This window comes from Bacillus cereus (assembly GCF_002561295.1).
In the GTDB taxonomy this organism is placed as follows: domain Bacteria; phylum Bacillota; class Bacilli; order Bacillales; family Bacillaceae_G; genus Bacillus_A; species Bacillus_A cereus_S.
In genome coordinates, this window is the sequence record NZ_NTUG01000048.1 from 48032 (window position 1) to 63011 (window position 14980).

Consider the following 14980-nt stretch of genomic DNA (forward strand, 5'->3'; position numbering starts at 1 on the left):
AATAAATGAGGCATAACATGTAAAAGTATGTAAAATCCCGAATAATAGTTTTTTCATTCATTTATTATTCGGGTTATAGTTTCATTCCAATACAATTCGCTCATTCTACCGTGCCCTTCTTCATCCCTACGAACTAACTTCTACCTGTGTTCCTAATAAATTGCTAAACACACCTTTTCTTTCCTTTGCTAATTGGCTAAATGCTCCTCTTTGAACGATTTCTCCCTTGTCCAATACAATAACCTGATCAGCATTACGTATCGTTGATAAGCGATGCGCAATAACGATAATGGTCATCGTTCCCTTTAATCTTTCTAACGCAGCTTGAATTTTCGCTTCATTTTCAGTATCTAACGCACTCGTTGCTTCATCTAAAACTAGAATGGAAGGTTTCCTTAAAATTGCCCGGGCAAGTACGAGCCGTTGTCGTTCTCCCCCAGAAAGTTTAACTCCGCGATCTCCAATGAATGTGTCAAGCCCGTTTGGAAGCCTTCTTACAAATTCAGCAGCCGCAGAAAACTCCAGTGCCTCCCAAATTTGTTCTTCGCTTGCATTCGGTTCAATCATCAACAAATTTTCTCTTATGCTTGCATTGAACAGAAATGGATCTTGTGGAACATAGCTAATCGATCGCCTTAATGACAATAAATTATCATTTGTAAGAGGTATGCTATCTATTAATACTTGCCCTTTTTCTGGCTGCATGAGCCCCATTAAAATATCAATTAATGTGCTTTTTCCAGCACCCGAACGTCCGACAATGGCTGTCATACAGTTGGATGGAATTTGCAAATTAATGTTTTGAAGAGCGTAGGAAAGCTCATTTCGATTATATCGAAAATATACATCACGACACTCTAATTCTTGTTTAAAAAGGATCGGCTTTACATTGTTATATTGACGATTCTCACCGTTTAACTCTCTAGCCTCCTTACATTCTTCCTGTAATTCTATCAAAGCTTTAAAGGCTGGAATGGAAGAGGAAATTTGCTCCAGATTAGACTGAATCCCTATAAATCGTGGCCATAATTTAGAAAAAATCAGAATAATCAATAATAATTGTTCTGATTGGGCATGAAAGAATGTTACAGATAAAAAAATAAAACAAACAATTAGAACAGCCAATGAGATTTTATAAAAAAGCTGTGAAGCAGATCTCATTTCTATGTATTCAATTTGTTCGTGAGTCATTTTTTTCGTTACGGAGCGAAACCAAGTTAATCGTGATTCTTCTAAAGTATTACTTTTTATATCTTTAATCCCATTAAAATGGTCTGTTATACCAGCAAGATAACTTTGTGCTAACTCAGAGGTTTTATTTCCGAGTATTCTCGCTCTTTTAATGAAAATACGAGAGGCCAATGAAAAAAACAAGCCACAAAACAGGACAAACATCGTTATTTTGGCAGATAACCAAAAGGCAATAGCAACCTGTATAAGAGTAAAAACACTAGCAGCTAAAAGCTGCAAAGCAAGATTAATCCCATAGCTAACACGTGCTAAATCTGAGGTTAATGCATTTATAAAATCTGTTTTTCTTTTTTCTAGAAAAAAACTCCATTTTACCTGTAAGATGGCACTATAAGTTTCCAATCTTAATTGACGAATAAAACTTTGTTGAATTTTCACATCTCTAATTGTTAAATTTCTTTGTAAAAGATTTTGACTGACGACTATTAAAATATATATACCTAGAATAAGAGGTAAGCTAGTTGCGATAGGAAATTCCTGCAGAAGTTTGAAAATAGCCGAAATGTGAGAATCGCTTTCTCCCATATTAACAATTCCACTCATACTTATCATAGGAACTAATAAAAGAATTCCCACACCTTCAAGTAAGCTAATCAAAACCATTCCAAAAAGATTAACATAAAGGATTCTGCCAGAAAAAGAGTGTAATTGCTTCATAAAGTATAAAATATATTTCATTTTTATCCCCCTATGGTAAAGCATGTTTCCTTGTTTTCCTCCAGAAGCATAAAAGAGGACGTAAAGGAAAATATAAAAAATGAAGGGTTTTAGGTAGTTGTAAAGTTTTAGCATCAATCGGATAAGGATAAAGGTAACTCATAATAAATAAAAACTTTTCCGATTCTACATTAATGAAAATAAATGTAAACTGTGGGACACATTTTTTAATGTGTCCCTGTATGGTTGAATATGAGTAAAAGGTGTTTCATTCATGTAATCTCCCAAAGAAGGTGCAACTTTCGAAAATGTTATACTCTTTAAAACACGAGCCCACCCTAAAAAAATAAAAGCTTCTAACAGCAAAAGCTTTGTTTTCGTATCTAACGATAAAAATACCCTTAGACTTTTTACAATATTCATTAATCACTTCCTAATATTTCTAGTAAAAAATATAAAACTATGTATTAGGCTGATTTTCAATTTGAATTAAATTTTCTTGAAATAAACACTCTAAAAAAGAAAGAACTTGTTCTTCGCAATTTACCCGCTCTACATCATAATTGGATAATAACGTAGTGATTAACTGAGTAACCGAGATTGGCTCCTTAATAAGCTCCCATATTTCCCCACCCATTTCACCTAAATTGTAGTACTTTCCTTTTTGGACACTTAGCATTACTTTTTCTCCATCCATGTCACTTACGATATTCCCTATGCTTTGTACAACCTTACACTCTAACGAAATTTTTTTCGTATTAATCATCTATATTCCTCCTTTATGTAAAGAACCTAAAATGAGAGATACTAGCTCCTGAGCTGTAAACCTTGAATTTGGGCGCTGTAATTGAAACATATCAATCTTATTTATCGTATTTGTAGAGATTGTAAAATGCCATTCCATCAATCCTAATCGCTGGATTAAAAAATGACGAAATGTATGACGGAATAAGGTGTGCAAACGCTCAAGCCCTTCAATTTGAATCATTTCAATACTGTCATTCTCCGTTTTAACTAGTTCGATTACACCTGCAAGTGGTAATGGATTAGCGAAAAATTGGGATGACACAGGTACCGCATACTTCGTTTCTCTTTCAAACAACGGACGATAATGTGCTGTTTCCATTCCCAAATTATTTAAGCTTTCCTGCCATAACTTTTGTTGTGGATACGACGGCATAACGAATGGAGTATTTTCACTCGAGAGAGACACAGCAATAACATCATCACTTAAAAGTTGATATCCTTTGCTCAAAAATGCTGAAGCAAGCGTCGATTTTCCAGCCCCTGAGTCACCTACCAAAGCATAAGCCTTCCCATTAATGGCGATTGCACTTCCATGTAACGGGAGTATCTTTCTCTGCATTAGCAATGCACCCATACAACTTCCAAGAAGGTAAAGCCGAATTTTGTCTTCTTCCGCCCCTATCATAGGTGAAAAAAGGATTTTTTTCCCTTCCTGTATAGAAAATATAGCAGTATGAGGAACTTGAAACATCACTAGATTTCCTTCAACTACAAACTTTCGTTCGTATTCAGCGGCATATTTATGCCATTGTCCAGATAAATCAGCAATTTCTATTGTGATATCTGCCACATCTTTTTGTTCAATCATTTGAGGTAATTCGGGCAGAGGAATTTCGCTTACTATTCTTAATCCGAAAGCTTTGTATACCACTGTTCTTACTGTATTGATCATTTTTCTCACTCCACATTAGCAACAAAGTTATTTTTAAAGCCCTTATATGGTCCAGACTATATAAGGGCTTTGAAAAATTTTCATAATTTAGCTATACTTCACAGGATCATCTGGATCAGGTTGAACCGCGTCAGGAGTTTTACGACCAGGGCCAGCCATAGTCATATTAATATCAAGCACTTCTAGTACTGGTGTTTGCCACTCTTTTTTCATAGTATCACCTCCTTTCTAATAAAATTTTTTTATAAAACGATAGAAAATTAGGCTGCGCATTAAAATCCTAAAGTCTAAATCAAATGCATATTCTGGCCGCGGTTTCTCTCGGATTTTTAAAATTGCAGCCTTAATCACTTCTATATTGATGAATTCAGAAATTGCAGGATCTTCACTCATCCGCTCGAGTTCCTCGATAAACTTATTCCAATAAGGAGCCATACGATAAACCCCGTCTGCCCCCTGAACACCTCGAACCCGCTGATTTAACCTAACCTTATCAGGCAAAAAGTCTTTTGTTGCTCTCCGAATAAGCGCTCGGTCTAAACCATTTTGAATATATTGTTCTTCCGGGACTGATAAACAAAATTGAATCATTCGTAAATCATTCGTTGGATCACGGTCCCATAAGGAGTAACGCAAAGATAATTTTGTTCCATATGTCCCATTTATGCTCCAGTAGTACAATTGTTCAAACTGTTGCTTTTTCATATCATATGCAGTTGAAGTAGAAGCACCGGTCATATCGATGTCATGCTCTTTAAGCTTCTCTAAAACGTTCATTTTTTTTGCAAATTCCGGATTGATTATTATAGGAAAGAAACTTTCCTCTTCCGATGAAAATAACTGATTTAAAAACGGAAACGCTTTCTTTCTTACTACCTCAAAAACTCGCGATTTTTTTACCCCTATGTTTCTACTATATAAATGTAGTTCACGGAAAAAACGAATCCAGTGCAGCCTTTTCAAAAGCATTGCTTGATAGTCAAAAACTGGGCCCCATGATACTGTCCAATTACCTCTTTGTCCGCTCAGAAGTACACCTACTCCTTGCTGATGCGCTTCTTCATAAAGCCCCTTCAGCCAAAAAGTATTCTCAAAAAATTTATATGGCATTTCCAGTGTTTCAAGCCAATCATCAACTTCTGATAAGGGGCTTCTTCCTGCAAAATCTAAATAATAATCCTTTATATTTCCGACATGCTGTACAGTCGATTGAATAAAAGGTCTTTCATTAGCTACTCTACCCTTGTGCGTCCAATCTACAAAGCCTTCTACCGGAACATAACTGAACGTATGTAATTTCTTATTCTCTGTCCGCAAATCTTTTGCAGCAAAGCTAACGACAGAGCCCGAATCCAGTCCTCCGCTCAAATGAGCTCCTACTTGATGATGAGTGCGTAAACGTGCCTTTATTGCATTTTGGTATACCTCCCGAAACGCTTCCTCATATTCCTCATTTGACTTGAGGCGAAGTTCCTCTCCAGCAATCGGTGTATAATATCTCGAAAATGTTACACTTTCGCTGGTCACCACGATCGTATGTGAAGGAGGTACCTGTTCTACATATTTATAAACTGTTAAAGAAGGATCTACTGATTCAAAATTCACAGGTATAGCTAAAAATTCAGCGAGCCACTGTTCATTTAACTTCTTCTCGATATATGGTAAAGTAAATAGCGGATTTATAATCGTACAAAAAGTAAATTTCTGCTGGTCACGGTAAAAATAAAGTGTCCGGCTTCCAGAAAAATCCCTTGCTCCAAACAATTTTTGCTTTCGCTCATCCCATATCATAAAAGCAAAATCACCTACTAAATACTTTGGAGATTCTTCCCCCCACTTTTGATAGGAGAGCAAAATTAACTCGCTATCTGTTATGTTTTTTCTATCGCCATAATCTATTTGCAGCCTCTCGAATAATTCAGTACGATTATCAATAATAGCATCTGCTGTAATCGCCAATTGTCTTTCATAATCATAAAAAGGCAATTGTTCGCCAATGGACTCTGGTGTGATCCATTGTGCATGGCAACCAAAGAATACATTCTCTTTGTGCCATATTTGAACATCATCGGCAGGATATTGTTGTAAAGCTTTCATTAACCCTCTACCTTGTTCAATCGATATAGGCCCGTCATTAAAATGAACAATACCAGTTATAGCACTCATTTTTTCCTCCTGTTATGCAACAAATAAGTAAAAGCCCAATCAGAAAAATAACCACTAATGTGTAGCTTCCTTCCTACATTGTGTTGCTCTGCATTTGTTCTTCCTAAAGAACAAATGTGTTTAGTTCAGCAAAAACAACAAGTAATACTACTGATTCTACCATCTGATTTTTTATTATATAAAGTGAACTATTATAAGACAAAATTACCATTTTACCATTATTATGTCAAATTATTATCAGAATTTTTAGTTATGGAAATGAAAACCATTATTATTAAAATCTGTAATAAGCACCTCATATCCTTCCTCAGTATATTCGATATCGATATGCCAATCTATTTAATCGTTCGTTCAAAACAGGTTCATCGCCATGCGCTTCCATGATCTCAGTATCACTTGTTCCACTCTCTATAATAAGATTATCTAATTGTCTCTAAACAGCCTTTGCTTTTGTTTCTGCATTTTGTGCAATTTCTTTAGCTTGAGTAGAATTCCGCTTTTTACTTCGACCGCACTTCAACTTGAAGCTGGTGTAAGTATGAAATATTTACAAGAAAGCCTTGGACATGGTAGTGCGCAAATTACAGATGATGTATATTCCCATATTAGTAAGAAGTTAGATCAAGAAGCGATACAAAAATTCGAGGAGCTTATGCGAGATGTTCTTAAATAATTCTATATTTATTTGTGGGCATTTCGTGGGGCAAAAACAAATCACTAACCTCACAATTATTTGCACACAAATAAAAAAGACCTCGATACCGTAGTATCAAGGCCTCAAATTCTTAATAAAGACTCATGTATTGATCGCGTTCCCATTGGTGAACTTGCGTGCGGAACATATCCCACTCAATCTCTTTTGCTTCGATAAAGTGTTCAAGTAAGTGTTCACCTAATGCGCCACATACAACTTCATCAGATTGTAGTGTAACTAATGCTTGCGCTAACGTTGCTGGTAAATCAACGATTCCTGCTTCTTCACGCTCTTCTTTCGTCATAACATAGATGTTACGATCTACAGCAGCTGGTGGAGTTAATTTATTTTTAATTCCGTCAAGTCCTGCTGCTAATAATGTTGCCATTACTAAATATGGGTTTGCAGCCGGATCAACACTACGTACTTCTACACGTGTACTGATACCGCGAGATGCCGGGATACGTACTAATGGGCTACGGTTTTGTGCAGACCATGCTACGTAACAAGGTGCTTCATATCCAGGTACTAAACGTTTGTAAGAGTTTACAGTTGGGTTCGCTACCGCAGTAAATGCTGGTGCGTGTTTTAAAATACCTGCGATAAAGTGGCGTGCATCATCACTTAATTGTAAGTCACCATTTTGATCGTAGAATACGTTCTCTCCATTTTTGAATAGTGACAAGTTACAATGCATTCCAGAACCGTTCACTCCGAATAATGGTTTTGGCATAAACGTTGCATGTAAACCGTGTTTACGAGCAATTGTTTTTACAACAAGTTTGAATGTTTGAATATCATCACATGAACGAAGTGCATTCGCATATTTAAAATCAATTTCGTGCTGTCCTGGTGCAACTTCATGGTGAGATGCTTCAATTTCAAAGCCCATTTCTTCAAGTTCAAGAACGATATCACGACGACAGTTTTCCCCTAAATCCATCGGTGCAAGGTCAAAGTAGCCGCCATTATCATTTAGTTCTAATGTTGGATTTCCTTTTTCATCTACTTTGAATAGGAAGAATTCTGGTTCTGGTCCAAGATTGAATTCATTAAATCCTAGTGCTTCCATTTCTTTCAACATACGTTTTAAGTTATTACGTGGGTCACCTTCAAATGGAGTGCCATCTGCATTGTAAATATCGCAAATTAAGCGAGCTACTTTACCTTTTTCAGCAGTCCAAGGGAATATTACCCAAGTATCTAAGTCAGGATACAAATACATATCCGATTCTTCAATACGAACAAATCCTTCAATAGAAGATCCATCAAACATCATTTTGTTATCTAGAGCTTTCGTTAACTGACTAACTGGAATCTCTACGTTTTTAATAATTCCTAAAAGATCCGTAAATTGCAAGCGGATATACTTTACATTCTCTTCTTTCGCTAAACGGAAAATATCTTCTCTAGTGTACCTTGACATTATAAATTCCTCCTTAGTCCCTCTAAACACCTTCAGAATCAGTCATTTCTTAGTGAAAAAACCTTGAAATATCACCTTGTCGTAATGAAGTTCGATTAAATCTGCCTGTATGTTGCAGTTCATCTCGAAGAATTTTACGAAGCTCGGATTTTGAAATTTCTTTCGTTTCTCCTTTTGTTTGCACTGCTTCTGTTTGATTTTCTTTCATTTGTAACACTTGTTTAATACCGGCCATATTTAAGCCTTGATCTAACAAATCTTTAATTTCTAACAGCTTATCTACATCGTTAAACGAAAACAATCTACGATTCCCTTTTGTACGGGTTGGGAAAATTAAATTGTGTTCTTCATAGTAGCGAATTTGACGAGCAGATAATTGTGTTAAATCCATTACAATACCAATAGGAAACAGCGGGGCAGAACGTCTATCTTCTTTCATTGTTTCAGTTCCTCCTTCGCCTTAACTGCTTCTCATTTTATATCATGTTATGTTTAATGTCAACAGATGTTAGCTTTTCTTACATGATTTTTTTACTCTTTTTTTAAATGTACAAATGTCGACTTCTACACAAAAAAGCTGTCGAAATCGACAGCTTTTCTTTACGAAATTGTTAATAGATTTTTTTCAATTAATGCATCAATTGCAGAACAAATTGCAATCTTCACATGAGAATACGTTAATCCACCTTGTACATAAGCAACGTATGGAGGACGGATTGGACCATCTGCCGATAACTCAATACTTGCACCTTGAATAAACGTACCTGCAGCCATGATGACATCATCTTCATATCCTGGCATGTAGTTCGGGTACGGCGTAAAGTGCGAATTAATTGGAGATGCATATTGAATCGCTTGACAAAATGCAATCATGCGCTCTTTATCATCAAATTGAACAGACTGAATTAAATCTGTTCTTGCTGCGTTCCAAGTTGGTGATGTATTCATGCCTAACTTTTCTAAAAATGCAGCTGTAAATACCGCTCCTTTTAGCGCTTGACCAGCGACATGAGGTGCTAAAAAGAAACCTTGGTACATTTCTTGTAAACTATATAATGACGCTCCCGCTTCCGCACCAATGCCCGGAGACGTTAAACGATACGCACAAGCTTCTACATATTGTTCTTTCCCTACAATATATCCACCTGTTTTTACAATTCCGCCACCCGGATTTTTAATTAGCGACCCTGCCATTAAATCTGCTCCGACATGACATGGCTCTAATTCTTCCACAAATTCTCCATAACAGTTATCTACAAATACAACAACATCTGATTTAATTTCTTTTACAAATGAGATCATCTCTTTAATTTCTGCAATTGTAAATGATGGACGGGTCGCATATCCTTTCGAACGCTGAATCCCAATCATTTTTGTATTTTCGTGAATCGCTGCTTCTACAGCTTTAAAATCGACTCTTCCTTCTTCCATTAACGGTACAGCATTGTAACCAATATTATATTCTTTAAAAGAACCTACACCTTTACCACGCACACCGACAATCTCTTCTAACGTGTCATATGGTTTCCCTGTTATATATAATAGCTCGTCACCAGGACGTAAAACACCAAATAAAGCTGTTGAAATCGCATGTGTACCCGAAATAATTTGCGGACGAACAAGCCCCGCTTCAGCTCCAAATACATCAGCGTACACTTTTTCTAATGTATCACGACCAATGTCATCATAACCATAACCCGTCGTCGGGATAAAATGTGAATCACTAATTTTATGCCCACGGAAACTTTCTAATACACGGAACTGATTACTTTCAATCACTCCATCCACACGTTTATGTATATCTGCGATTTGCTTTTCTACTTCTTTCACAATAGGAGCGATTCTTTCTCCATTTTTTAAACGATCAAACATTATTATTCTCTTCTCCTTTTCCCACTAAAAATCTCTTTAATTGTCCATTCACCGAGGAATGAGCAAATGTATAACCTGTACACTTATACAAAGCTTCTTCTTCTTGGAACTCCATCCCGGTTAAAACCGTTTCTGTTTTTAAAAGCGTTAGTATCCGACCTTCACTTGGTGGAACCATAACCTTATACGATTCCATCCCTTCCATCATCTTCGTTTCTACCGATTCTTTCAGTCTTAATAAATCCACTTCCTCAAAAGCACTCGTCATAAGAAAATCACTTTTTGGAAACGGAATAAAATTTTGATGTAATTGATCTTTCTTATTGTAAACCGTAATAATTGGAATGTGATTGATTTCAAGATCTTGTAGCAATTGTTTCACCGTCTGTTCATGCCCTACATAATTCGGATCCGCAGAATCAACGACGTGTAAAATCACATCCGCTTCCCCTGCTTCTTCCAACGTAGAGCGAAACGCAGCAACTAATGACGTCGGCAAATCTTGAATAAACCCTACTGTATCAGTTAGTAATACAGTATACCCACAAGGCAATTGCATCTTTCTTGTCGTCGGATCTAATGTCGCGAATAACAAATTTTCTTCAAACGTATCCGCTTCTGTTAATCTGTTAAACAACGTTGATTTGCCAGCATTCGTATATCCAATTAACGCAACTTGAAATACTTGATTATCTTTTCGGCGCTCTCGATACCTTTTTCGATGTTCCACAACAGTCGCCAACTGTTTCTTAATTTCATCAATGCGAGAACGAATATGACGACGATCTGTTTCTAACTTCGTTTCACCGGGACCTCTCGTACCAATTCCACCACCAAGACGCGATAACGCTAACCCCTGTCCCATAAGACGCGGCATTGTATATTGCAGTTGAGCTAATTCCACTTGAAGCTTACCTTCTCTAGATTTCGCACGCTGAGCGAAAATATCCAAGATTAACTGCGTTCGATCAATCACCCTTGCATCTAAAACAGATGATAAATTGCGAATTTGACTTGGTGTTAACTCATTATTAAATATAATAACAGCCGGTTCTAACTCTTCGGTCAGCGCTGCAAGTTCTTCTAACTTCCCCTTACCTATGTAAGTAGCCGGATGAAATTTCGGACGTTTTTGCGTTGTAGATACTAAAACTTCCGCACGAGCTGTCTTCGCGAGCGACGCAAGCTCTTTCATGGAATGCATAAACCGTTCATCATCATCTTGCGGCAATTGACAGCCAACTAATATGACTTTTTCTTTTTCTTCCATCAAATATGTTCACTCATCCTTTTCGAAATTTAAACCTTCTAATATAATAACAGAGGAAGCATATTTCATCTAGTTAGCGGGGGAGAAAATTCATGGCATGGGAGATTTTTAGCATCATTGGTACAATTGCCTTCGCACTCAGCGGAGCTATTGTCGCAATGGAAGAAGATTACGATATTTTTGGGGTATATATTTTAGGAATGGCAACTGCATTTGGTGGCGGTGCCCTTCGCAACTTATTAATCGGTTATCCAATCGTCGCGTTTTGGGAACAAGACATGTTATTTCAAATCGCACTCTTATCAATGACGATTATTTTTCTATTTCCAAATAAATTAATTACACATTGGAAACGGTGGGAAAACATCACGGATGCTATCGGTTTATCAGCATTCGCTGTACAAGGAGCACTTTACGCACAAAAACTCAACTTACCGATTAGCGCAACAATTGTCGCATCCGTTTTAACCGGAATTGGCGGTGGTATAATTCGCGATTTATTAGCACGCCGAAAACCTCTTGTCCTTCGTGCCGAAGTATACGCATTTTGGACGATTTTAGCAGGACTTTTAATTGGCGCCAAAATCGTTGTTAGCGATTGGGCTCTGTACATTTTATTCATTTTGATTGTTTGCTTCCGTATGATTTCCATTCATTACAAATGGCATTTACCACACAGACGCTTAGATAATAAAGAGCGTTCACTTCATAAATAGCAACCCAAGCCCTTTACGTGCCGTAAAGGGTTTTTTCTTTTCTGACGTGTTTTTCTGTCTAGAATGTCCATACTAATCTTTAAAGAGGGGTGAACATAAATGACAAACCACGTAAATAAAGGAGCTCAAAAAAGTTCAGTCAACCAAATTAGCTTCGATCCAAAATCTTCCCATGAAAAAAGCAAAAAGATGGAGCGATACCATAGAGCATACCAACAAAAAGCAAAAGAAGAATAGAGGTGATAAAGAATGGCAAAAGGAAATAACAACCGCAATCGTGGTCAAAGTAGCAGCGTTAATCCACAAGGACTTGCATCAGATGTAGCTGATACAAGTCCGAAAAGCAAATTAGAACAACGAGCAAAAACAAAAAATACAAAATAGAACTTAATGTATTACATTTCCCTTTCACATAAAACAAACGCACAGTTTATGAACTGTGCGTCTCTTCTTCAAGCATTAGATCACTGCTTGATATCCCAACCAAATCATATTTATCATATGCATCTTCTTGTAATAAACGCATCGCTTGTGTCCGAATAGATTTCTCGACAATATTCCGGACATAGCGCCCATTACTAAAGGATGTAATTTGTGAAGAGTATTTCACCGCATGTAAATGGTCCCGGAATTTCCACTCCGCCTCTTTTGACAACTGATATTCTCTTTCATCATACATTCTCTTTCCAATTTCAAGTAACTGATTCACTGTATAATCCGCGAATTCAATAATAAATGGAAAACGCGATTGTAATCCTGGATTTAAAGAAAGAAAATGATTCATCTCTCTTGAATACCCCGCTAAAATCAACACAAATCCATGTTGCTTATCTTCCATATGTTTGACAAGCGTATCAATCGCTTCTTTCCCAAAATCTTTCTCTCCACCACGCGCTAACGAATATGCTTCATCAATGAACAATATTCCTCCCATAGCTTTTTTAATTAAATCTCTTGTTTTTTGTGCTGTATGCCCAATATATTCCCCCACGAGATCCGCACGTTCCGCCTCGACTAAATGCCCTTTTGTTAAAATGTTCATTTCAAATAATAATTTCCCAATCATTCTTGCAACAGTTGTTTTTCCTGTTCCCGGATTTCCCTTAAACAACATATGAAGTACTTGCTTTTCTGACTTCAAACCAATCTCTTGCCTTTTCTTATTCACATAAATCCATGCATAAATTTCTTTTATTATTTTTTTTATATCTTCCATTCCAACAAGTTTACCCATCTCTTCTTCAATTCGCTGCAACATTTCATGCTTTGTAGACGTTTCACTTGAAATGACCGATTTATTTTCTGAAGCAGGTACTGAAATTTTTTTCCGGTGATTTAACACGATATTAATTTGATTATTATTTTTCTTTCGCATCGATTGTTCCATACAATCACCTCTTTTTATCAAATCACAAACAAACATTATTAATATTTCTACTTCTCCTACAAATAACTATTTTCAGAAAAAATTTGCTATAATGTAAGAAAAAACAGGGTGGTGGAATTATGGCAACAACGGAACTGCATGATACGGTACAAGCCTTTTCTGCTTTTTTATTAAATCAAGGTCGAAAGCCTTCAACTATTAAACGTTATGTCTATGATATCGAAGATTTCGGTCATTGGTTAGAAAAAAACAAAAAGCTCTCCTCTAGTAATATATGGGATACACTTTGTACAAAAGACTACGAAGATTATTTTTCCGATTTGAAAAATAAACGACATTACTCTGAAAAAACAATGCACCGTGTATTTATTGTCTTAAATAGACTATACCAGTTTTTAAATCTTCCAAACCCATTAAAGGATATGAAAATCTCCATACAACCTAATCGCGCGTTACGTGATGAAGACTTCATTTCAAAAGATGATGAAAAGCGATTAAAACATACCTTAATCTCATTAGATGGATTATCAGAGAAACAACGCCCTTCCCGTCCATTACTAATGGATCGCAATATTTCTATTGTTAACTTACTCATCGATTACGGCTTATCCCTACAAGAGCTTGTATCACTAAATATGCATCACGTTCATTTTGAAACGAATACAATTTCTATTCCAGCAGTAGCAGGTGTGGAAAGAACCCTTAAATTGACTGACGAAGACAAAAAGCAACTATATAATTATTACAAAACAATCCCCGAGCCAGTTCGCCCCAAATACCATAGTGACGATCCACTGTTTGTAGCATTCGATTTCAATCGTAATACATATCGGTGGGTGTACGAAAATGACGCTCCAAAAGCACTAACAGAAATAGCAGTCCAAAAAATGATTCGCCTTGAAGTAGCTAGGGCAAATTTACGCAAAGGCATTTCCGGTCAACACTTTCGAAACACTTTTATTTTACGGTTAATTGAACAAAACACCCCAGAGCAAGAAATTATGAAACGGGTTGGTTTCAAATCAAAAATTTCATTAAAAAGATATTATCAATATGCAAAACAAAAAGAAAACGCCTCATAAGATAGGCGTTTTTGCTATTTTTTATATAAACTGCCCGTTTCCCTATTCCTTTTTACATTTAACTTGCATTTACTATGGATAGGTTTTTAACCTACTTCCTTAGAAAGGAGCATTTCAATGTCTCACTTTAACGATAATTCAAAAAGGATTTCAAAACCGTATTTCCCAACTCAACCTCGTCGTATTCCTGCGGTCCATTATACTCCTATCCCTGAATCATACGCGAAATTTTTTTGCAATACTTTAAGTGACTTAACGAACCTTATTCCAACTGTCTTTTCTACCCCGACACAATCTAATACAGAAGAATTTATAAACTTATTAGAAATAATCAAGGGCTTCCTAGAACGTTTAGATTTAACACTAGCGCAGCGAGAAACTGGCATTGCAATTGTCGAAAATTTAATTACTATTTTGAATAACCAACCTTTTGTAGCAAATGCAACATATATTGAATTACAAAACTTACTCAACTTTTTACTTTATATCACTAAATTATTTAGAATCAATCATCTTAAATCCAAAAAAATCATCGCTCAAATCAAGAATTTACAAATCATTTCACTAAAAATTGCGCCAATTGGAATGACTGGACATCGAGGCGAACAGGGACCTCAAGGTGAGCAAGGACCTCTGGGTGCACAAGGGCTTCAAGGCGAGCAAGGGCTTCAAGGTGAGCAAGGGCTTCAAGGTGAGCAAGGGCTTCAAGGTGAGCAAGGACCTCAAGGTGAACAAGGGCCTCAGGGCGAGCAAGGTATTC

16 protein-coding genes and 2 pseudogenes are annotated in these 14980 nt (G+C 36.6%); 6 read left to right on the forward strand and 12 right to left on the reverse strand.

Annotation, left to right across the window (positions count from 1 at the left end; all coding sequences use genetic code 11):
• Window positions 1-126 precede the first annotated feature (126 nt).
• The 7 genes and pseudogenes from CN373_RS22985 to CN373_RS23005 all read right to left on the reverse strand — a co-directional run bounded on the left by CN373_RS22985 (window position 127) and on the right by CN373_RS23005 (window position 5773).
• Entirely contained in the window at window positions 127-1929 is a 1803-nt protein-coding gene (locus CN373_RS22985) for an ABC transporter ATP-binding protein (RefSeq protein WP_098360255.1), read from the reverse strand.
• Between the two features lie 10 nt (window positions 1930-1939).
• Window positions 1940-2124, reverse strand: a pseudogene (locus CN373_RS25740) (nucleotidyltransferase domain-containing protein); the annotation flags it as partial.
• A pseudogene (locus tag CN373_RS25955) lies at window positions 2104-2331 on the reverse strand (lasso peptide biosynthesis B2 protein); the annotation flags it as partial. The pseudogenes CN373_RS25740 and CN373_RS25955, both read right to left, overlap by 21 nt.
• Before the next feature lie 37 nt (window positions 2332-2368).
• On the reverse strand, window positions 2369-2674 hold the full coding sequence (locus tag CN373_RS22995) for a lasso peptide biosynthesis PqqD family chaperone (protein ID WP_111901844.1): 306 nt from the start codon (window positions 2672-2674) through the stop codon (window positions 2369-2371).
• A complete protein-coding gene (locus tag CN373_RS23000; RefSeq protein ID WP_098360256.1) occupies window positions 2675-3607 on the reverse strand; it encodes an aldolase in 933 nt (310 codons plus the stop codon).
• An 87-nt stretch (window positions 3608-3694) separates the two neighbouring features.
• Entirely contained in the window at window positions 3695-3820 is a 126-nt protein-coding gene (locus tag CN373_RS25360; RefSeq protein WP_000712629.1) for a paeninodin family lasso peptide, read from the reverse strand.
• Between the two features lie 15 nt (window positions 3821-3835).
• A complete protein-coding gene (locus CN373_RS23005; protein WP_098360257.1) occupies window positions 3836-5773 on the reverse strand; it encodes a lasso peptide isopeptide bond-forming cyclase in 1938 nt (645 codons plus the stop codon).
• 538 nt (window positions 5774-6311) lie between these two features.
• On the opposite strand from CN373_RS23005, the gene CN373_RS26075 reads away from it, so the two are divergent.
• Window positions 6312-6446, forward strand: coding sequence for a hypothetical protein (locus CN373_RS26075; RefSeq protein WP_255283491.1), 135 nt, complete (start codon window positions 6312-6314; stop codon window positions 6444-6446).
• 112 nt (window positions 6447-6558) lie between these two features.
• Here the strand turns inward: CN373_RS26075 and glnA are convergent, their stop codons facing one another.
• From glnA to hflX, 4 genes are all read right to left on the reverse strand, one after another.
• The gene (glnA, locus tag CN373_RS23015) at window positions 6559-7893 is read right to left on the reverse strand and encodes a type I glutamate--ammonia ligase (protein WP_000092764.1); all 1335 of its coding nucleotides are present in this window, start codon (window positions 7891-7893) and stop codon (window positions 6559-6561) included.
• Window positions 7894-7942: 49 nt separating this feature from the next.
• Entirely contained in the window at window positions 7943-8332 is a 390-nt protein-coding gene (glnR, locus tag CN373_RS23020; RefSeq protein ID WP_000656778.1) for a transcriptional repressor GlnR, read from the reverse strand.
• Between the two features lie 161 nt (window positions 8333-8493).
• Window positions 8494-9765, reverse strand: a complete 1272-nt coding sequence (locus CN373_RS23025; RefSeq protein ID WP_000460318.1) for an aminotransferase class I/II-fold pyridoxal phosphate-dependent enzyme — start codon at window positions 9763-9765, stop codon at window positions 8494-8496.
• The gene (gene hflX, locus CN373_RS23030) at window positions 9758-11035 is read right to left on the reverse strand and encodes a GTPase HflX (protein ID WP_111901845.1); all 1278 of its coding nucleotides are present in this window, start codon (window positions 11033-11035) and stop codon (window positions 9758-9760) included. Before hflX ends, CN373_RS23025 begins: the two co-directional genes overlap by 8 nt.
• A gap of 92 nt (window positions 11036-11127) precedes the next feature.
• On the opposite strand from hflX, the gene CN373_RS23035 reads away from it, so the two are divergent.
• The 3 genes from CN373_RS23035 to CN373_RS26080 all read left to right on the forward strand — a co-directional run bounded on the left by CN373_RS23035 (window position 11128) and on the right by CN373_RS26080 (window position 12135).
• Window positions 11128-11751 carry a trimeric intracellular cation channel family protein gene (locus CN373_RS23035; RefSeq protein WP_000312259.1) on the forward strand — a complete coding sequence of 208 codons (624 nt, stop codon included), beginning with the start codon at window positions 11128-11130 and terminating at the stop codon, window positions 11749-11751.
• Window positions 11752-11850: 99 nt separating this feature from the next.
• Entirely contained in the window at window positions 11851-11988 is a 138-nt protein-coding gene (locus tag CN373_RS25665) for a hypothetical protein (protein ID WP_000181510.1), read from the forward strand.
• A 12-nt stretch (window positions 11989-12000) separates the two neighbouring features.
• Window positions 12001-12135, forward strand: coding sequence for a hypothetical protein (locus CN373_RS26080; RefSeq protein ID WP_001051869.1), 135 nt, complete (start codon window positions 12001-12003; stop codon window positions 12133-12135).
• 46 nt (window positions 12136-12181) lie between these two features.
• Here the strand turns inward: CN373_RS26080 and spoVK are convergent, their stop codons facing one another.
• Entirely contained in the window at window positions 12182-13138 is a 957-nt protein-coding gene (gene spoVK / locus CN373_RS23040) for a stage V sporulation protein K (RefSeq protein ID WP_098360260.1), read from the reverse strand.
• A 119-nt stretch (window positions 13139-13257) separates the two neighbouring features.
• Here spoVK and CN373_RS23045 point away from each other — a divergent pair, with 119 nt between their 5' ends.
• Together CN373_RS23045 and CN373_RS23050 are read left to right on the forward strand one after the other, a co-directional pair.
• Window positions 13258-14220 carry a tyrosine-type recombinase/integrase gene (locus CN373_RS23045; protein ID WP_000246077.1) on the forward strand — a complete coding sequence of 321 codons (963 nt, stop codon included), beginning with the start codon at window positions 13258-13260 and terminating at the stop codon, window positions 14218-14220.
• Between the two features lie 117 nt (window positions 14221-14337).
• Window positions 14338-14980 (forward strand): collagen-like repeat preface domain-containing protein (locus CN373_RS23050; RefSeq protein WP_133116044.1); only part of this gene is annotated, 643 nt, incomplete at its 3' end.